Annotated in this window: 20 protein-coding genes and 1 tRNA gene; 9 read left to right on the forward strand and 12 right to left on the reverse strand. The window is 56.3% G+C overall.

The features are described from left to right. Positions 1 to 2 precede the first annotated feature (2 nt). From MWU54_RS05820 to MWU54_RS05830, 3 genes are all read right to left on the reverse strand, one after another. A complete protein-coding gene (locus MWU54_RS05820; RefSeq protein ID WP_247081453.1) occupies positions 3 to 653 on the reverse strand; it encodes a hypothetical protein in 651 nt (216 codons plus the stop codon). A 104-nt stretch (positions 654 to 757) separates the two neighbouring features. Next, positions 758 to 1912: a helix-turn-helix transcriptional regulator gene (locus tag MWU54_RS05825; protein WP_247081454.1), complete on the reverse strand. Its 1155-nt coding sequence runs from the start codon at positions 1910 to 1912 to the stop codon at positions 758 to 760. Positions 1913 to 2231: 319 nt separating this feature from the next. Continuing rightward, positions 2232 to 3137, reverse strand: coding sequence for a zincin-like metallopeptidase domain-containing protein (locus MWU54_RS05830; protein WP_247081455.1), 906 nt, complete (start codon positions 3135 to 3137; stop codon positions 2232 to 2234). 147 nt (positions 3138 to 3284) lie between these two features. Between MWU54_RS05830 and MWU54_RS18715 the strand changes: the two genes are divergently transcribed. Next, positions 3285 to 3416 (forward strand): hypothetical protein, encoded by a 132-nt coding sequence (locus tag MWU54_RS18715; RefSeq protein ID WP_281495991.1) that lies wholly within the window; start codon positions 3285 to 3287, stop codon positions 3414 to 3416. Here MWU54_RS18715 and MWU54_RS05835 read toward each other — a convergent pair. The 3 genes from MWU54_RS05835 to MWU54_RS05845 form a co-directional block, all read right to left on the reverse strand. Continuing rightward, complete coding sequence (locus MWU54_RS05835) at positions 3409 to 3954, reverse strand: recombinase family protein (protein WP_247081456.1); 546 nt, start codon at positions 3952 to 3954, stop codon at positions 3409 to 3411. The genes MWU54_RS18715 and MWU54_RS05835 overlap by 8 nt on opposite strands. Before the next feature lie 208 nt (positions 3955 to 4162). Then, on the reverse strand, positions 4163 to 4798 hold the full coding sequence (locus MWU54_RS05840; protein ID WP_247081457.1) for a sulfotransferase family protein: 636 nt from the start codon (positions 4796 to 4798) through the stop codon (positions 4163 to 4165). Positions 4799 to 4914: 116 nt separating this feature from the next. Then, positions 4915 to 5421 carry a DUF4440 domain-containing protein gene (locus MWU54_RS05845; protein ID WP_247081458.1) on the reverse strand — a complete coding sequence of 169 codons (507 nt, stop codon included), beginning with the start codon at positions 5419 to 5421 and terminating at the stop codon, positions 4915 to 4917. 7 nt (positions 5422 to 5428) lie between these two features. Between MWU54_RS05845 and MWU54_RS05850 the strand changes: the two genes are divergently transcribed. Then, on the forward strand, positions 5429 to 6472 hold the full coding sequence (locus MWU54_RS05850) for a LysR family transcriptional regulator (RefSeq protein ID WP_247081459.1): 1044 nt from the start codon (positions 5429 to 5431) through the stop codon (positions 6470 to 6472). Continuing rightward, the gene (locus MWU54_RS05855) at positions 6469 to 7407 is read left to right on the forward strand and encodes a LysR family transcriptional regulator (RefSeq protein WP_247081460.1); all 939 of its coding nucleotides are present in this window, start codon (positions 6469 to 6471) and stop codon (positions 7405 to 7407) included. The genes MWU54_RS05850 and MWU54_RS05855 overlap by 4 nt, the downstream gene beginning before the upstream one ends. Positions 7408 to 7761: 354 nt before the next feature. Here the strand turns inward: MWU54_RS05855 and MWU54_RS05860 are convergent, their stop codons facing one another. Beyond that, the gene (locus MWU54_RS05860) at positions 7762 to 8958 is read right to left on the reverse strand and encodes an ROK family transcriptional regulator (RefSeq protein WP_247081461.1); all 1197 of its coding nucleotides are present in this window, start codon (positions 8956 to 8958) and stop codon (positions 7762 to 7764) included. Positions 8959 to 9131: 173 nt separating this feature from the next. Here MWU54_RS05860 and MWU54_RS05865 point away from each other — a divergent pair, with 173 nt between their 5' ends. The 3 genes from MWU54_RS05865 (at position 9132) to MWU54_RS05875 (ending at position 12147) form a co-directional block, all read left to right on the forward strand. Beyond that, positions 9132 to 10151 (forward strand): sugar ABC transporter substrate-binding protein, encoded by a 1020-nt coding sequence (locus MWU54_RS05865; protein ID WP_247081462.1) that lies wholly within the window; start codon positions 9132 to 9134, stop codon positions 10149 to 10151. A 119-nt stretch (positions 10152 to 10270) separates the two neighbouring features. Then, positions 10271 to 11356: an ABC transporter permease gene (locus MWU54_RS05870; RefSeq protein ID WP_247081463.1), complete on the forward strand. Its 1086-nt coding sequence runs from the start codon at positions 10271 to 10273 to the stop codon at positions 11354 to 11356. Further along, a complete protein-coding gene (locus MWU54_RS05875; RefSeq protein ID WP_247081464.1) occupies positions 11353 to 12147 on the forward strand; it encodes an ATP-binding cassette domain-containing protein in 795 nt (264 codons plus the stop codon). Before MWU54_RS05870 ends, MWU54_RS05875 begins: the two co-directional genes overlap by 4 nt. 158 nt (positions 12148 to 12305) lie before the next feature. Here the strand turns inward: MWU54_RS05875 and MWU54_RS05880 are convergent, their stop codons facing one another. After that, complete coding sequence (locus MWU54_RS05880; protein ID WP_247081465.1) at positions 12306 to 13484, reverse strand: hypothetical protein; 1179 nt, start codon at positions 13482 to 13484, stop codon at positions 12306 to 12308. Positions 13485 to 13564: 80 nt separating this feature from the next. Between MWU54_RS05880 and MWU54_RS05885 the strand changes: the two genes are divergently transcribed. Further along, positions 13565 to 14742, forward strand: a protein-coding gene (locus MWU54_RS05885; RefSeq protein ID WP_247081466.1) for an IS3 family transposase whose coding sequence is annotated in 2 segments (ribosomal slippage) — positions 13565 to 13814 and positions 13814 to 14742 — 1179 coding nt in all. Because the reading frame shifts where the segments join, the coding sequence is not laid out codon by codon here. Between the two features lie 422 nt (positions 14743 to 15164). On the opposite strand, the gene MWU54_RS05890 is transcribed toward MWU54_RS05885, so the two are convergent. The 4 genes from MWU54_RS05890 to MWU54_RS05905 all read right to left on the reverse strand — a co-directional run bounded on the left by MWU54_RS05890 (position 15165) and on the right by MWU54_RS05905 (position 17539). Continuing rightward, on the reverse strand, positions 15165 to 15371 hold the full coding sequence (locus tag MWU54_RS05890) for a helix-turn-helix domain-containing protein (RefSeq protein WP_247081467.1): 207 nt from the start codon (positions 15369 to 15371) through the stop codon (positions 15165 to 15167). A 41-nt stretch (positions 15372 to 15412) separates the two neighbouring features. After that, entirely contained in the window at positions 15413 to 16114 is a 702-nt protein-coding gene (locus MWU54_RS05895; protein ID WP_247081468.1) for a hypothetical protein, read from the reverse strand. Further along, positions 16111 to 17298, reverse strand: a complete 1188-nt coding sequence (locus MWU54_RS05900; RefSeq protein ID WP_247081469.1) for a site-specific integrase — start codon at positions 17296 to 17298, stop codon at positions 16111 to 16113. The genes MWU54_RS05895 and MWU54_RS05900 overlap by 4 nt, the downstream gene beginning before the upstream one ends. 151 nt (positions 17299 to 17449) lie before the next feature. Beyond that, positions 17450 to 17539 (reverse strand) — tRNA-Ser (locus tag MWU54_RS05905). A gap of 190 nt (positions 17540 to 17729) precedes the next feature. Here MWU54_RS05905 and MWU54_RS05910 point away from each other — a divergent pair. Both MWU54_RS05910 and MWU54_RS05915 read left to right on the forward strand, forming a co-directional pair. Then, on the forward strand, positions 17730 to 18212 hold the full coding sequence (locus tag MWU54_RS05910; RefSeq protein ID WP_247081470.1) for a hypothetical protein: 483 nt from the start codon (positions 17730 to 17732) through the stop codon (positions 18210 to 18212). 14 nt (positions 18213 to 18226) lie between these two features. After that, the gene (locus MWU54_RS05915) at positions 18227 to 18862 is read left to right on the forward strand and encodes a hypothetical protein (protein WP_247081471.1); all 636 of its coding nucleotides are present in this window, start codon (positions 18227 to 18229) and stop codon (positions 18860 to 18862) included. The last annotated feature ends 11 nt before the right edge of the window (positions 18863 to 18873 follow it).

An 18873-nucleotide genomic window follows, 5' to 3' on the forward strand; every position in this document is an offset into this window, starting at 1 on the left:
AATTACCCTACCTGTGAGTTTAAAATTATCGGCGTACTTCTTTTGCCTAGTCCATCATGATAAGCCTTCAGCACTCCTATAAGTGCTACCTCGGCATTCTGCTCAGAAAATCCTCGCGCAGCGCCAAAGCCAGAATCTCGTAAAAACTGACGCATTTCTTGAGCGCTTACAGGTCTATTCAATGCTAGGATTAATCCGAAAGCTGCGTAAACTGCTTCGGGATATCTTTCTTGCCCAACACGCATCACTTCTATTCCCACCGATAATTCGGTTTCAGACCGGACCACATGAGAGAATAGTGCTGCTTTTCTGCCTGATCTCAAGTCGGATGCAAGTTTTTTCCCATTATTGCGCAGCCATTCTCGTGTACCTCCACAGTGCAAGGAGTAACCAATTTCGATTAATTGAGGAGTATTGTTGCTGCCATCTGCAAACTGTGGTGTGAAACCTTGCGTTTGGGTAGTTAGTGTTTTGGGTAATGGTGCTTCTGAAATCCTTCTCAAAGACTGCCGCTGTCTAGGGGGGGATTGCGAGGTAGAATTCATGCTTGTTGTCTCAGTTATTTGGCAAGATGCTAACGAGACAGTAGCGACTCCTAGTGTCGGGAAAAACGCGCGGCGCGACAAGTTTAAATTTTCAATCTGTTTTTTCATTATGTATTCAAAGAAGTTCCGCGTTTGGCATTATTCGTTGTTATGAGCTTCGATTCCTAGAGAAGACTACGGGCGAACCATATTGCGATCGCTCATGCGAATGATCACCCGTTCGGGTGATCGCGCATCGGAATTCTAGTTGCCGCTGCCAAGCGGATAACGTCACTCTGGGTCGAGCATCGCAGCTTTTGAACGATGTCTTTCAGCTGCGTTTTTACTGTATTGATGCTGACATCCCGTCTCTCAGCGACCTCACTCAATCGGTATCCTTTGACCAAAAGGCGCACGACATCGGCCTCCGAGGTTGTCAATTGGCCCAAAGCCTGTAGGCCCTCGATCGACAATGAACCATGTCGTGCCGGGTCGATAATCGTCACGAAGGCGCAGCGCAGACCGACCTCCAACTCAGCCTCTGCATCGTTCAGCGGTTGTACGGACAGCAGGTAGTCGTATCGGCCCGACTGCTTGCGCACTGCCATCACGGTCTCAAGCTGTCCGACTTCACCGTTCAACAAGCCATTTGCCCCATCGACCAGCGTGCGCAGTTTCTGCTCTGCTTCCGGACTGCTGAGAAGGAGCTGACGTTTAGGGCTTAGGCGAATGCCGTCTGCTGCATCCAAAATGCACTCAGCGGCTTTGTTCAGGTCAATGACGCTGTGCTTTGCATCGACTAGAAACACACCGAGTCCTAATGCATCCAAAACGGCCAGGGCTGCGTTGAATCGGGAGCGTAGTGCCCTGATCGTGCGGCCAAGGGAGAGACTGTTCGCCAAGATCGGCAAGGCGATCTGAGCATTGCGATTCCTCAGCAGTTTTTGCCACTCATCCTGATCTCTGTGTTGGCATAGCAGGGTATCAATCCAAGGGCCCGTTGCATTCACTGCAGCGGCGGTACGCATCACGAAACCCCAACCTTCGGTCAGGTTTCGAACCTTTGATGGCGGCAAGTCATCATATGTGTCGACCCCGAAGGTGACCATTTCCTCGTAAAACTGCTGAGGCTGCAACCTGAACAGATTCTCGTAGGCAGGACGATCATCCGCGTCTGCCCCTGCCTGCATGAATGCTTCTACTCCGTCGTGATGCTTGTTTCGGAAAAACTTGCTCCACGTAAAATCTGCGCGATTGTCCTCGAACTCGTGAATGGAAAACATGCATGACGCGGAAATACCAAAGGCGGCATTGAACTCATCCAGTGCGTAGTCCCACTGCTCCGGCATTGTTGCACAGCGCATTGTAGCTTCGATAAACTCTTTCAATCCTCGATCCCGCTTTTACCTGCCAACTACGTTGATGATGGCTTGCAACGTAATCAAAGGCTATAGCCTTTGAAACGAATGACGAGGAAAGGCGGTTTGCCAGAAACGGTGGGTTCTGACCACCCTGCCCTGCTCTCCTGAAATCAATGACTTAGACGTGTCACAAACCCTGGGCAAAACCCCAGAGGTTCTGACACGTTTTTCCCCGGTATCTGCCTTACACCCCAGAGGGGTCGAAGCGCCCTTTCAAGAACGGCGCGGCGGCTTGCATGCAAAGCGCCTTTCATGAAGGACAAGGGCGGGATGGAATAGGTGCGGCTCACGCCGCACCGTCCTCGTGAGCGAGGAGCCAGGTCGATGCCTGGGATGCCTTGGCGGCGGCGCTGAAGATCGCTTTCTTGTCGTTCTTCAGGACGCGCAGCCCGTTCTTGATGTAGCAGGCATGGTCGTCACGCGGCTCGGGTGTAATCCCGAGATCGGCGCAGATGAATGCGGCACCGAGCTCGGCGATGAGCTCTTCCATCGCGTAAGATTCATCGCCAAAGCGCCCTGAAAGATCGCGGGCGAGCCGCTTTTCAGCGCCCGACCAATGCACCAGCTCGTGCGCAAGTGTTGAATAGAAGCCCTCGGCCGGGGTTGTGGTTTCGGTGCCCGTGAAGCGACGACGCTCGGGCATGCGGATCACGTCCAGAGACGGGATGAAACATGCCTTATCGCCCCCCTCTTCGATCTGTGCGCCCGTGGTGCGCGCGAAGTCCTCCGCGCGTTGGATCGAGTCGAATGTCGGTTCTTCTGGAAGCTCTTCGACCACCACTTCGAAACCTTCCACCTGGGCGGCGTTGAAGACGCGGCTGGCGCGAGCCATCATGCGCTCACCTGCCTCAGCTTCACCGGTTTCTTCATTCACGTCTTCGACTTCAAAGGTCTTGTAGAAGACGACGAGCGAGGATTTTTCGCCTTTGCGCACCTGGCAGCCTTTCTCTTGCCACTGGCGATACGTGCCCCAGACATTGGAAGGAAACTCGCAGGCCAGGGCGGACACCCAAAGGCTCAGGACATTGATGCCGTTGTAGGGGTTCTTGGATGCAATGTTGACAGGACGCTCGAAGCTGCCGCCTTTGTTCGTGATCCAGGGAAGCCGGAAGTCTCCGGCGGTTTCGATCGCATCGACGATGCGGGTGGTGATCTCCTGATGGATATCGAATTTCTGTGTCTTGCGGGCCATGAGCTTTTTCCTTTCGCCGTTTGAAAGCCGCGACTGTCGCGGCCTGATGGCGACCGGTGAGGCAGGACCAAACAGCCCTTGCACCCCGAAGGGGCGGGCAAAGCGAAAAGACGGCGTATGCCGTTGCGAGGGCTGAGGGGGTCTGCCATGGATGCCCAGAAGAAGGCCGTGACTGGCGCGCTCAAAACTCTTGGCGAGAACAGGAGAAAATCGCCCCGCAAAGCGGACACGAAGAAGCTATTCAAAAGTCAGGGGATCAGCGGCGCTGAAGTTACTTGATGCGGGAGATCGTCGGGCGGGACACCCCGAGAACACGCGCAATCTCGGCATTATCCTGTCCCTCACGGCGCATCTTGAGAACCGCTTCGCGCTGATACTGAGAAAGCTTTGGAGGTCTGCCTAGCCTGCGCCCTGCCCGTCTGGCACGTTCGCGGCCCTCGGCAGTACGTTCGGCAATCAAGGATCGCTCGAATTCTGCAAGACCGCCCAGGACGGTGAGAATGAGTTTACCGGTGGGCGTGGTGGTGTCCGCCCATGAATCCGTCAGCGCCTTCAACTTCGCGCCCTTGGTTTCGATCTCGTGGACGATATCCAGAAGATCGCGTGTTGACCTGGCCAACCGATCAAGGCGCGTGATAACCAGCACATCCCCCTCGGAGAGCGTGGCCAAGGCTTTCCTCAGCTCGGGTCGATCGCTCCGCACCCCACTCATCGTCTCTTTGAACACGGGATCGCACCCTGCCGCGCCAAGCTGTTCAAGCTGAGCATCGAGGGTCTGGCCGGAAGTGGAAATGCGCGCGTAGCCGATAGAAGTCATGCAGGCATTATGAACGCGATTTCTGCACGCTCCAAGCGATTGATATCATTGGTTCCAGAAAGGTGTGCATAAGTCTTGATTATTTACGGTTGCGCGTAGACTGCACAAACTGCCGTTCATTTCGCGCCCTACGAACTCACACAATGCGGGACAAACCTGCCACTCGCCTTACCCGGACGAATGGCAGGTATCAGATGGTGCAGCGGTCCTATGCTGTGACCGGCTCTCCTCCAAAATGTGCCCAAAACTCGTCGCGCGCGTTGCTGCGCGGGAAGTCTCCTTCCGGCTCCTCGACGCCGAGGAATGCGCAAAGCGGACCCCAACCGTCCGACGGTGTGAAGATGAGCAAACGGTCTGCCGGGATGGTCGCGCGAACCTTTTCGTTGTTGCGTCGATAGGCCGAAATAGCGCTGTTTTTGTCGAGGCCTCCCATGACCCTCTGGATCAGCAGTTTGTCCATGGTTTCGAAGATGGCCGCGACCGGCGACGGCAAGGGCAAGCTCTCACGGAGTTCGAAAAATTTCCCGATGGTCGCCGAGTAACTGGCCCACCAGTCTTCTTCAGGGCGTTCGGTATGAATGACCTTCGCGTCAGGAAAAGCGACTGACAGCTCATGCCAGACGGCCGCACCTGGGAAATCGACCTGGCTGGTGTATTCGGCGAACACCTCCGCCCAATCCAGTTCCACACCATCCACATGTGCTTTCCAGAAGGCGGGCTGTTCTGGATTTCCCATGACTTCGGTCATGTGGTGGCAAGGACCGAAGCCGAGCTGTTCGAGGGCGAGTTTGGTGGACATGGTTCCGGTGCGGCCGAAGCCCGATCCGATGACTTTGAGAGACATGGTTTTTTCCTTTCTGAATGCAGGCCGTGGGACATGCCTCTCCCGGTCGCGGAACAGTGCCCTACGGTCTGCGGTTTAGGTTTGTTGGGAAGGTTCGGCGTCGCCGCCGGTTTGGCTCAGCCGTCGAGGCGGGCGAGCAGGTCGATGATCGGTGTGGAGAGGTCAGTGTGGTGGTGCACCATGCGCCAACCGTCCTCGGTGCGCAAGTAGACGTTGGTCACGCGGTATTCGAGCGCGATCTCCTCGCCCGACAGCACGGCGCGGCCCCGCTCCACCCCGGTCTCGATGGCGGTGTCGCCGAAGACAGCGATGGCCTGATCGTCGATGCGAATATCGCCACCGGTGGCCAAGCTGGCCACGCCGTCAAAGGCACCCGATAGGGCCTCCAGACCGGCATCCCGGCCGCCGATGGGGTGCATGGCTGTTACGCCCGCCGCATCAAGCCAGAGTGGCGCGATCCGGTCTGCAACGGGTATGCCGACCATCATTTCATTCAGCAAGCCATAGAAGGCGTCAGAGACGGCTTCGACCCTGTCCTCTGCAAAGGCCGGTGCGGATAGTCCGACGGCCAGGATAGCAGCCGCCGTGCTGCGACCTACGGTTTTAAAACTCTTGTAAAACATCGTTTTCGTGTCCTCTTTGTTTGTGGTTTCGATAACAAAAGTATTCACTGTGACGCAGCGGAACCCTAACGAAACGATTTCAGCCGTCATGAACGAAATTCAGCTGCATAAAATCGACCTGAATTTATTGGTCGTGTTTGAGGCGCTCATGGTGGAGAGCAGCGTCGCGGGCGCGGCCGTCAAACTGAACAAGACACCGTCCGCGGTCAGTCATGCTCTTGCTCGACTGCGCGATCAGGTGGGCGATCCGCTTATGGTGAAGGTCGGTGGAAAGATGCAGGCGAGCCCTTTCGCTTTGCAACTGATCGACGACGTGCGGCCCATCCTGAACAGTATCAAGCGGGTGCTGCGGTTGCCCGAACCGTTCGATCCGGCCTCCACCGCACGCACGTTCCGTATTGCCTGTCCGATTTCGGCGACGGTTTTGTCCACGGTCATGAACAACGTGCAGTTGGCTGCACCCAAGATAAACATTGACTGGCTTCAGACCCCAACAGAGGTCTATGCGGCAGTATCCGAGGGCCATATCGATCTGGAGCATCTCGGCGGTGAGCGGCGGCTTCCCGATGGATTGGATTGGGCGGAAATGCCGCCGATGGAGTTTATTTCCTTCATCCGAAATGGGCATCCCGCAATTGCGGATTGGGGGGAAGAGGCGTGGTATCGTCACGGGCATATCAAGGTGGCCTCGGTCGCCACGGACATTCGCAGCCCCGTGGATGAAGTCGCGCCCAAACCAGGCACCGAGCGGCGCATTGCCGCCCGCATTTCCGAGTTTTCAGCTGTCGGGCCATTGGTTGCGGAGAGTGATTTGATCGTGACATTGCCGCCAGTAGTTATGGCATCGGTTATGGAAACCTACGGGCTTGTACCACTAAGGCCACTCATGCGCATGGACCCGTTTCACGTCCGGTTCTTCTGGTCGTCACGTATGGCCAATGACCCGGCACTCGTATGGATCAGAGAAATCGTTCTGGATGCCTACCGGGTCGCGCACGAAGACGCGACAGCGCTCGTGACCGCGCGTCTGGGGGAGGAGACAATGGCATGACACCCCTCCACCGGCTCGATCTCAATCTGCTTGTGACCTTCGAGGCGCTGATGGACGAGGGCTCTGTCGCTAAAGCCGCGGAAAGGCTGAACAAGACGCCCTCGGCTGTCAGTCATGCCCTCGCACGTCTCCGAGAACAGGTGGGTGACCCGCTCATGGTGAAGGTCGGGGGCAAGATGCAGCCATCGCCCTTTGCCGAAACCTTGATCGAGGATGTCAGGCCGATCCTGCGTTCAATCCAACGTGTGGTGACGCCTCCTGAACCCTTCGATCCAGCGACCAGCACCCGCACGTTCCGGATTGCCGTGCCCGCGATCACGGCGCTAATCGCCGAGGTTTTCGCGCGGATCAATCAGGCAGCTCCCGGCGTGTCACTGGAATGGGTTAACCTTGGCCCGCATCTGTACGATGCCGTGGCCGATGAGGAGATCGACCTTGCGCTGCTTGGCGCGGACAAACCCCTGCCAGAAGGGCTGATGGAACAGAAAATGCCAACCCTTGAACGCTACACCTACATGCGCAGAGGACATCCAGCGGCTGAAAACTGGAACAAGCAGGCATGGCTCGACTGGCCGCATGTCATGGTGGGCATGTCTAATGCGGCGCGCCAAACCGTCGAAGACCGGGTTGCCCGCGACGGTATGGAGCGCCGTATCGGAGCGCATCTTCCTGAGTTTTCCGGTGTTGCACCGCTCCTGGCACGGACAAACATGTTGGGAACGTCCGCTCAACTCTTCATGGTCGAAGACACGCGAACCTACGGTCTTCTTGCCAAACGCCCGCCGGTTGATCTTCCTGATATAACCTTCCGCTTTTTTTGGAGCGCGCGCCTATCGCAGGACCCGGGCGGCAAGTGGCTCAGGTCCCTCGTGATTGCGGCGTACGAAACGATTCATGAAAGAGCCGTTGCCGCAGGCAATGAAACGGACGAATGACTATGTACTCAAACTCGTAATCAGACATTCATGCAAAGTGCAGCATTAGTCGTTTCGGGCTCTCTGCCCGAATTCGCCGCGATCTATTTGAACGGCGGCCTTTAGCCAACCGTGCAACAATCACGAATTTTGCACGCCTAAGCCGTCTCTTTCATATCAGGCACTTACTGCGTGCATAAGTTGCGTGCAAAAAATGGCAACGTTGCGACGCAGGAAAAGCCAATGAGGATCGAGCTTACTTGACTCATATCCGACGGCGGCCGTTCGTGCCCTGCGCAGCGAATTGGGGGAACGAGCCCACATTAACGGATGCTGCACGGTGCACAGATGGCTGCTTCTGCAATGTCTTTCCGATCAGGCCGTCATACCAACACTTGACTGCATCATGAATTGGGCACCGATAGGTCGCGTGGCGGCTCCGATTGCACGAGCCTTGCCACCAATGCTTCCGCCTTCAATGCGCGGTTGGATCAGGCCACGGGTGTCTTGTGTCACGACGTATCGGCGGACGCGGCTGACAAGATCGTCGCGGACGCTGGCAGGGAAGGCACCGTCGATGAGGATGGCTTCAAAGTCGATGACAGAACACGTGGACAGTGCGGCCTTGGCCAATTCCTGGGCAGTCTGGCCCAGCCATGGATCAACGTAGCGTGCTAAGTTGTGCCAGCTATCGGGGTCAGACCACAATTGCTGTGGATCGAGATCGACCTCGCGAAGCCTCAATTCTAATTGATGGATCGATGCCATATCGACCAGCTGCATACTTTCACCGTGGGGGCCAATGCTACGCAGTGATCCAAGTGCGCCTGCATTGCCTTGGCGTCCTTCAAAGACGGAGTTGTTCAGAACAATTCCACCGCCAATGAACGCGCCGATAAAGAAATAGGCATAGTCCCGAAATTCTTTGCCGCGACCGTAGGTGTGTTCGGCCTGACAGGCGGCGGTTGCGTCGTTCAGTAGGAGCACCGGAAGTTGTGTTCGTGACTGCGCTTCTGCCCTTAGATCGATGCTTTCCCAAGGTGCGATTGCTGCCGACATGTCCATGGCTGGGTCTGGCCAGTTCCACATCTCAAACGGGGCCGCGATCCCGATGCCGCAAATGCGCTCCGCATGCTCGGGGTCCATCGCTTCCGTGATGCTGCGGACGCCGTCCTCAAGGAATGCAAAAATGTCGGCGGGAACAGGAACGGGGTAGGTAAGCTGCCGTTCTTCACGCAACTCGCCGTTCAAATCAATCAGTACCAGATCAGTCGATCTTCGCCCGATCTTGAGGCCAAATGAGAACACGCCATTCGATGCCAATCGCATCGGGATCGACGGCTTGCCGACCTTGCCACGTACAGGGTCCCCGCGTTCAAGAATCCCTTCACCTTCAAGGCGTCGAAGAATGCTTGAGACCGTGGGCGGAGATAGCGCGGCCAGCTTGGAGAGATCGCTTCCCGGCATCGGACCATTGCGCTGCAACAGCGATAGCAGAAGCCGTTCGTTGTGATCGCGAACGCCCTTCTGGCTTAGGCCGGTGCTGATTGATCTGATGAGTCCATCTTCCATGACTTGCACCATAACAGCCATATAATGCAGGTAAACAAATTAATAAAAAAACTTAACTAATTAATTGACAGGTGAACGAGAATCACGTCACCTAGGGTCAAGCGATGGGGAATTGCCGGTCGCATAAACGTCGGGGTGGAGGCTCTGACACACCAATTGTCTGGGAGGACATCATGAAAAAGTTGCTCATCGGCACTGCTCTTGCTGCCATTACATCCGCTGGTTCCGCTATGGCTGACGGCCACGCTGTTTCTGCGTGTTTGATCACCAAAACTGACACGAACCCATTCTTCGTCAAAATGCGTGAAGGCGCAGAAGCAGCGGCCGCTGAAGCGGGCATCACGCTGCGTTCCTTTGCGGGTCAGGTCGATGGGGACCACGAAACGCAAGTGGCCGCGATTGAGACATGCATTCTGGACGGTGCATCCGGTATTCTGCTCACTGCGTCCGACACATCTTCTATTGTTGGCGCTGTAACACAGGCCCGCGAAGCTGGCCTGTTGGTCATTGCGCTCGACACGCCGCTCGACCCGATTGATGCGGCCGACGCGACGTTCGCGACTGACAACTTCTTGGCTGGTGAATTGATTGGTCAGTGGGCTGCGGCAACACTTGGTGACGACGCTGCAAACGCAAAGATCGCAATGCTCGATCTTGCGGTGTCCCAGCCAACCGTTGGTGTTCTGCGTGACCAAGGTTTCCTGCAAGGCTTCGGCATTGATCTGGGCGACCCGAACAAGTGGGGCGATGAAACAGATCCGCGCATCATTGGTAACGACGTAACAGCCGGTAACGAAGAAGGCGGGCGCACTGCGATGGAGAACCTGCTCGCCGTCGATCCAGAAATCAACGTCGTTTACACAATCAACGAACCGGCCGCAGCGGGTGCCTATGAAGCCCTACGTTCCATTGGTCGTGAAGACGATGTTCTGATCGTATCCGTCGATGGCGGTTGCCCTGGTGTTCAGAACATCGCTGACGGTGTGATTGGCGCGACGTCCCAGCAGTATCCACTGCGCATGGCGGCCCTTGGTATCGAAGCAATTGCAGCATACGCCGCAGATGGCACATTGCCTGAGAACACCCCTGGCAAGGACTTCTTTGACACCGGCGTTGCCTTGGTCACCGACCAGCCAGCTGACGGTGTTGAAAGCATCTCTGTTGCCGAAGGCACAGAACTCTGCTGGGGCTAAATCCAACCTCCCGCATCTTATCTTGGGTGCACTACAAGGGGCGGGTGTTCTTCCCGCCCCTTTTCCAAAGTGGGATATGATCCTGCATGATATCCAATTCACCACGAGGGGATCGAACAATGTCTGGCAACGCCGACGATTTTGAAGCCGCCATCAAGCCATCTGCAGCAGACACAGTTGCTTCGTTCAGCGAACGCAAAGGCTTTCTGGCCAAGTTGCAACACGCCTTGCATGTGAACCCTGCGCTTGTGCCGCTGTTCGTCCTCCTTGTCTCAATTATCCTGTTCGCGCTTTTGTTAGGATCGAGGTTCCTCTCTCCCTTCGCGCTGACACTGATCCTTCAACAAGTGCAGATCGTCGGCATCGTTGCTGCAGCTCAAAGCCTTGTCATCCTCACCGCTGGTATCGATCTCAGCGTCGGTGCTGTCGCGGTCCTGTCCAGCGTCATCATGGGGCAGTTCACGTTCCGCTACGGGATTCCTGTTGAAATCGCCGTTGTGATTGGCTTGACGTTCGGGACGTTGATCGGAATGTTCAACGGCTGGCTCGTGGCGGTGATGAAGCTCCCCCCTTTCATTGTCACCCTCGGCATGTGGCAGATCGTTCTGGCTGCAAATTTCCTCTATTCTGCTAACGAAACGATCCGTGCGCAGGACATCGAGGAAAATGCGCCCTTGCTTCAGTTCCTGGGGACGACATTCAAAGTCGGCGCAGGCGCGGATGGAAGGGGCGGTGCGACATTCACCTATGGCGTGATCGCAATGGTCCTGATCTTTGCCTTCTTTGCCTATGCCCTCAAACACACCGCTTGGGGCCGCCACATCTATGCGGTGGGCGATGACCCCGAAGCAGCTCAGCTTTCGGGTGTGAACGTCAGATTCACGCTGATCTCTGTCTATGCCGTCACAGGTTTCATCTGTGCCATCGCAGGCTGGGCCCTCATTGGCCGCATCGGTTCTGTCAGCCCGACCTCTGGTCAACTGCTTAACATCGAAAGCATCACGGCTGTCGTGATCGGCGGTATCTCACTCTTCGGTGGGCGCGGGTCGATCATGGGGCCGTTATTTGGTGCCCTCATCGTTGGTGTCTTCACTCTTGGCCTTCGCCTTGCAGGTGCGGACGCGCAATGGACATTCCTCCTTATCGGCGCACTCATCATTGGTGCCGTCGCAGTAGATCAGTGGATCAGAAAGGTCTCAGCATGACTTTGATGGAAAATATCGCCAATGGGTCGATTGAACCCGTCCTCAAAGGCCGTGGCTTGGTTAAGCGTTATGGCAAAGTCACAGCCCTCGACCACTGCGATTTCGATCTCTACCCCGGTGAAATTCTGGCGGTGATCGGCGACAACGGTGCGGGTAAGTCCTCTTTGATCAAAGCTGTATCCGGGGCCGTCATCCCCGACGAAGGCGAAGTTTTTCTTGAAGGCAAACCGGTGCACTTCACGTCACCTATTGATGCCCGCAAAGAGGGGATAGAGACTGTCTACCAGACCCTTGCCATGTCGCCCGCCTTGTCCATCGCTGACAACATGTTCATGGGGCGCGAAATCCGCAAACCCGGCTTTCGTGGCAAATGGCTCCGTCAGCTGGATCGCCCGAAAATGGAAAAGGTCGCGCGTGACAAATTGTCAGAGCTGGGCCTGATGACGATCCAGAACATCAACCAAGCGGTCGAGACGCTATCGGGTGGCCAACGGCAAGGTGTGGCGGTGGCGCGAGCGGCCGCATTCGGATCCAAGGTGATTATCTTGGACGAGCCCACAGCGGCGCTTGGCGTCAAGGAATCCCGCCGCGTGCTGGAACTGATCCTTGATGTCCGCTCACGTGGCATTCCAATCATTCTGATCAGCCATAACATGCCGCACGTGTTCGAAGTTGCTGATCGCATCCACGTTCACCGTCTTGGCAAACGTCTGTGCGTGATCGACCCGAAAGACTACACAATGTCGGACGCGGTTGCGTTTATGACGGGGGCAAAAGAAGCTCCGGTCTAGCGTCGATCAAACTTGAACCGCTCTGCGCCAATCTCCCAAACCGGTCATTGGCGCAGTTGTGGCGAAAGTTCACTCTGTCCCGCATTGTGTGAGTTCATGCGCCACGCAGCGAACGTCCGCGAGCGTGCAAATTTCTTGATTTCTGCACGCTAATAGATTCATAGAAGCTTTTCATACCCACGGCGAATAATGCTTGCCATAAGCTTGCGGCGTGCATCGAGAAAATCGTCATAGTTCATGTTTTCCCAGCCCTCAGGAAGAGCATGGTATTCGTGCATCGCGTTCCAATCTTTCTGGCTGAAGCGTTTCGCAACCTCAGGAACATAGTCCTTCGGATCATCGTCGCTAATTTCGAGATTGTCCGGCCACTCCAAAAGAGCATAGTTGGCCATCTGGTTGATGGCGCGTCGCTCCGTGATGCCGTTGCGCTCAAGATAGGCGCGGTGGAACAGATGGTGGCGTTCTAGCGCCTTCTTCTTCGACTGGATTGCAGGGTCAATCAGGTCGCGCACGCTCTTGTGGGAGAAGAGAACTGGAGCGCCATGCTTGTTCTGCGCGGCTACATAGGCAAAGAGTTCAGGGTTGCGGGCAGATGAGCTGTCAAGGTTCGCAGGAAGGCTGATTTCCCAGAAGTCATTCGTGAGCTCACTGCTTAGAATGCCGTCAAGGATAGACAGGAACGTCTCGCCGTCCTTGACCGCACGGAAGCGCGCCAGATCGGCATCGAGGATCGTCTCGGGCGAAGACGTGTAGCGGCCAGTCAGGGAGGACGCGAAGAACCAACGGCCGATCGTCTTTTGCAGGACGTGTTCCGGGACTTGATAGCGCACACGTCCCATGAGGTAAAAAGCATAAGAGAACAGAAGGGCATTGTTTGAGGAGATCATCTCCTTGCTTCGGAAGCCTGCACCGACAAGCGCACTTAGAAACTGGTGCCAGTAAGTTGGATTCAGGGCGTTGTCCTGAGCGCCTTTCAGAATTTCAAACTGCGCGTCTCTACGCTCAGAGCTGTATTTCCCGCTGTCAGGGTCTTTGCCCCTGAGAACCTGATAGACGCTCTTCAAGCGACCGCTTCCAAATCCATAAGCAACCGCCACACGGAGTAACTGGTCCGGATCTGGTTGAATGAAATGGTTGAATGGCGACGCCTTGTTCGCAGCAGAAGAAACAGCACGTGAGGCGCGGCAGAACTGCTCAAGCTCTCGGCGTCCGTCCTCCCAAAACACCGAAAGAAGAGTCAGAATGAAATCGGCTTGGTTAAGCTTCACGCCTTCGCTTTTGATGCGAACGAAGATATCCGCCACCTGCTCCTCATCAACCGAAGCGGCAATCTCCAACGCAGTGAAAGGGTATTGACCCAGCCCCCTGAATTCAGGCCATTGAGGTGCTAGTAATCCATCCAAGAAAAGGATGGACTATGAAACGCAGATTTAGCGACGAACAAATCATTGGGATGATCAAAGAGTATGAGGCTGGCGTGAAAGCGCAGGAGCTGTGCCGAAAGTACGGGATCAGCGATGCGACTTTCTATAAGTACAAGGCGAAATTCGGCGGGATGAACGTGTCGGATGCCAAGAAGTTGCGGGCGCTTGAGGACGAGAACAATCGTCTGAAGCGGATGCTGGCAGATGCGATGCTGGACAACGCCGCACTGAAGGATCTCGCAACAAAAAACTACTGACGCCCGATGTAAAAAGGCGAGCCGTGTCGGACGTGATGGATCGGCACGGTTTGTCCGAGCGTCGGGCGTGCGAGTTGGCGGATCTGCATCGATCGGTCTTTCAATATCAAAAGCAGGAGCAGGGCGATGACGTCCTACGGAAGCGATTGCGTGAATTGGCAAACGAGCGCCGCCGGTTTGGGTATCGGCGGCTTGGCATCTTGCTGGCCAGGGAGGGCTTTGCAGTGAACCATAAGAAGTTGTTCCGGCTCTACCGCGAAGAAGGGCTAGCTGTGCGGCGCAGGCGCTCTCGCAAGCGGGCTCTGGGCACGCGCAGACCCATCCTGGTGCCGGATCGAGCTAATCAGCGTTGGTCATTAGACTTCGTTTCGGACGCTTTTGCAGACGGCCAGCGGTTCCGTGTCTTGTGCATCGTGGATGACTGCACGCGAGAGGCACTGGCAACTGTCGTGGATCGTTCTTTGTCCGGCGCGAGGATGACGCGTGAACTGGATGACCTGATGCGACAGCGCGGTCAGCCTGACATGATCGTCTCCGACAATGGCACGGAAATGACATCTCATGCCGTGCTGAGATGGTGTCAGGAAACGGGTGTCGGTTGGCATTACATCGCGCCAGGGAAGCCCATGCAGAACGCCTTTGTCGAGTCGTTCAACGGCAGGCTTCGGGATGAATGCTTGAATGAACATATCTTCGGCAACCTCGCAGAGGCACGCAAGATCATTGAAACATGGAGGATCGATTACAATACAGAACGACCACACACATCGCTTGGCGGACTAGCTCCGGCGGTCTTCGCCAATCTCAACCGTGCCACCCGGCCCGCCTCGCTTGAGCTACGCAAGGGCTCCGCTCAGCAGGCCTTGACCGCAACCATATCAACAGAAAGAAACAGGAACGGATTCTACACCTGAACGGCCCGGATCAGGGGGCTGGGTCACACTCTGGACAAGTGCCTCGAATAAACGGCGCACCGCTCTTGGTTGGCACTGGATCAACGGTGTACTCGCTGGGGAAAACCGCCATCTTGCAGGAGCTGCATTTGAACTCGCCTAAGCGCAGTTGAAGGCGCGGCCGCGCCCGGCGCTCAGCGTGATAGGTCATTACAACTGCACCCCGGAAAACGTACGGGCAGTTGTCATCGGATGGGCGCAATCCAGTGGTCACCCAGTTCGAAACCGTGTTTTTGCTTACCTTAAATGCGTCCATTAGTTCTGGGACCGTGTAGACGCGGTTCTTCTTCAGGCGGACACCTTTGTACGCGCGTGACATGGCAAGAAATCCAGATCGGGAGAAGTACTGGCAGAGCGAGAAAAATGTTGGCCGTTTGAAGCGGTCAGCCGTTTTCGGGCTCCGTACGGTTCTTAGCAAGCCACGCGTTCAAGTCGGCGCCTCGGTAGACAATCTTGCGACCAAGCTTGTAGAACGGCGGACCTTTGCGCCTGTGCCGCCATTGGGCCAATTTCTCGCGGCTTCCGATCAGACCCAGCTCGGGATCGCCCAAGACATAGTTGCGGTCATCATCAAAGGTTTTGGACGCCATTTGTTTTTACTCCGCTGCATTCAGTTGCAGGGCACAAATGGTCAGTCTTTGACAGTGAGGGGCAGTCCCCGATTTAACAATCGGGGACCATAAATATCTGATTCATATGAAAAACAAACTTGTCTCTCCGCCTCAACATAAGGCTTTTTTGCTCCTTTCGGGCACGTTAGTGACAGCATTCTCCTGTAGTTCTCAGCAACCCTAAAGACATCTTCAGGAGGCGTGGAACGCTCTTCACAGTAGTCTAGGGCCATCCCCAAATGAACGACACCACGGTAATCGCGCCAAGCCTTCCGAACGACATCCTTGTCTCTTGCACCGGAAATTCCGTGCTCTCTTCCCTGCTTGCTGACCTGATAGAGGATACCACCAGGCGTTTGAACACCTTCGAACTTGCCATCGTGGATCGATAAACAAATCATTTTCCCGACCTGTTCTGCGACGTTGAGAGGGCGCTCGAATCTGACGTCATAAGCCTGGCAAACCCGGCTGAATTCGTAAATCGCCTCCTCACGTTCTCCAGCAGTTGCCGCGACCCACGCGACAAGCTCTCGGTTGTTCTCATCGTGAACCCAGTCAGGCCCGGGCTTCTTGTTGATCTCATGCAAACGGGATGCGATCACTTCGTGTCTTACGTATCGGATTGCTGCGAGCCTTTCCTCATGCTTCGGAACACTCAAGGCGACACGAAATAGCTCGATGAACTTCAATTCGATCTCGTTGACGGCCACCTTATGGCTCACTGAAGTCCACTCCCGCTGCCGGAAGCAACAAACGAGGACCAGTGCTCCATCAGGTCTCGCCGTTTTTCCAGCAAATCCGACCGCGCATACGCCCGCTCGACATCGGAGCCGACCGAATGTGCCAGGCTCTTTTCCGCAACTTCACGCGGCACATCTGCCACCTCAGCTGCCCAATCCCGAAATGTCGAACGGAAACCATGAACGGTAACGCCCTCGACCTGCATCCTGCGCAACAGCATCAGCATCGACATGTTTGACAGTGGCTTGTGCCGTTTCTGACCTTCGAAGACATACTCCGACTTCATTGCCTTCAACGGCTCGATGATGCCAAGCATTTCCTCCGTCAGCGGGACGCGGTGGACCTCGCTTGTTTTCATGCGCTCTGCCGGGCACGTCCAAAGCCGCTCTTCAAAGTTTATCTCCGCCCAGCGCATGCCCAAGACTTCCCCGGTTCGCGACCCCGTGAGGCAAGTGAACATCAGCGCCTTGGCGGCCATCGCGTTTCGAGCCTTCAGATCAGCATAGAACGCGGGCACATCTTTCCAGTGCATCGCCTTGTGATGCTTAGGCTTGGCTTTGACCTTGGGAAGCACGGCGGCGTCCTTGATCGCCGTGACCGGATTTTCACCGGACCGAAACCCTTTGGATCGCGCCACATCGAGCACCGTTTTGATCCTTTGCGCCAGTCGCTTCGCCGTTTCATGCTTTTCCGTCCAGACAGGGGCGAGGCACATCATCACTTCGGGTTGTCCAACGCTGTCAACCGGCATCCGCCCGATCTTGGGGAAGGCATAGTCGCGCAAGGTGTTGATCCACTGCTGACCATGTTTGGCGTTCTTCCAGGTTGGCATCCGCTCAATGTGCACCTGCTGAGCAACCTCCGCGAATGTCGGTATTTCCTGCCGTGCGTTGAAACGGGGGTTCAGCCCCTGCTTGGCCATACGGCGATACTCCAACGCACGCTCTCGGGCCTGATTCAATGTTACTATGTCAGCGCCACCCAATCCGAAGTCCGTACGAAGCGGTGCGCCGTTCCTGTTCTTCTGGCCCTTGACCACCACCCGAACAATCCAGCGTCGCGCGCCAGACGGATCGACAACCAAGTACAGCCCGTTGCCATCGCCATGACGCCCAGCGCCCAGGTTCTCAACCAGCTTCTTGGTCAGCTTGCCTGACAGAGCCATTCCAAAAATACCACACTCCGTACCACTCAAGAAACAGATATAGACAACATCGAAATAAACTCAAGACAAACGACGGAGAACATCAAGCCCCTGCAAACAAGGGAAAAAGGCCGCCCACGGCGACCCATTCAAACCCACGAAAAATGTGAGGTGGCGGAGACGAAGGGATTCGAACCCTCGAGACGGTTTCCCGCCTACTCCCTTAGCAGGGGAGCGCCTTCGACCACTCGGCCACGTCTCCGTCGACCCGTTTAAGGGCGTGTGAAAGCGGGGACAAGGCCAAATCACATGGAATGCACGACATTTTCCGCCTGAAAACCGGGCTTGACCGGACAAGCTCAGCACTCCGCGCACGTCTTTGCTATGCCTGTGCCGGCAATTGCGCTAGTCTTAAGGCATTACATCGTCTTTCCGATGCTGGAGCGATCTTTATGACGCCGATTACCCAAGCCGCTGCCATTGCCTGCATTACCTTGGGAACGGGGGCCGCTGCTGTGTCTGTCATGAACGAAGACATTCCCGACATGGCCGTGCCCGAGGTGGCGTGGGAGCCGGGGCGTGATCTGGATGGCGCATCGTTTTTCATTCAGGCGACGCTCGACAACGGGGCCGAGGGAGAAACCGATACGCTGGTGTTCAAGGACGGCGCATTCATGTCGATGGATTGCCAGAAATACTGCGACTTCGGGTTTTCGGACTACCAGACCTGGGTCGAGGGCGACGTGATCCATTTCACCACCGTCGCCACCTGCCCCACTGCACCGCACCGGGTGGTGTGGCATGGACAGGTGATCGGCGACGCGGTCACGGTCGAGATGAGCTGGACCACGCGGCGATGGTACTGGACGCATCAGATCACCGGCATGGCACAGGGCACACGTCTGCCTGCGACTGACGGTTCAGTCTCCGGGTGACGCCCGGACACCCGATGCCGGCCGGGGCCATCGCCCTGCGCATTGCGGCGTTGTTGATCATTGTCATTCTGGCCACCTGGGGCGCGCATGCTCTGAAAGAGGCGCTGAACCTGACGCTCATGCCCAACAACGAAAAGCAGGTGCACCGCCTGCTGATGCTGGGCGCGGTCGCCTATATTGGTTTGCTGGCGCTGCCCTTTGTGCCGGGGGCCGAGATCGGAATCGCGATGCTGACCGTGTTCGGCGCGGCGATTGCGCCCTTGATCTATGCCGCCACGGTACTTGCGATGATGCTGGCTTTTCTTTTGGGGCGGCTGTTGCCCGGGACAACCTTGGCGTGGCTGTTGTCTCTTTTGCGGATGCGCAAGGCGGCAGACCTGATCACACGCGCCGCCGCCCTGCCCCCGAAAGACCGACTGGCGCTGCTATTGGACGGATCTCCGCCAAAGACGGTCAGCCTTGCCCTGCAGCATCGCTACATTGCCTTGGCCGTGCTGGTGAACACGCCCGGCAATGCGATCATCGGCGGCGGCGGCGGGATCATGATGATGGCCGGGATGAGCGGTATCTTCGCCCCGGTTCAGACCTTTATCGCCATTGCCGTCGCCGTGTCCCCGGTGCCCATCGCGGTGATGGTGTTCGGGGTCTGACGCCGCACAAA

Origin of the sequence: Marivita sp. S6314 (assembly GCF_023015985.1) — a bacterium.
GTDB lineage: Bacteria > Pseudomonadota > Alphaproteobacteria > Rhodobacterales > Rhodobacteraceae > Marivita.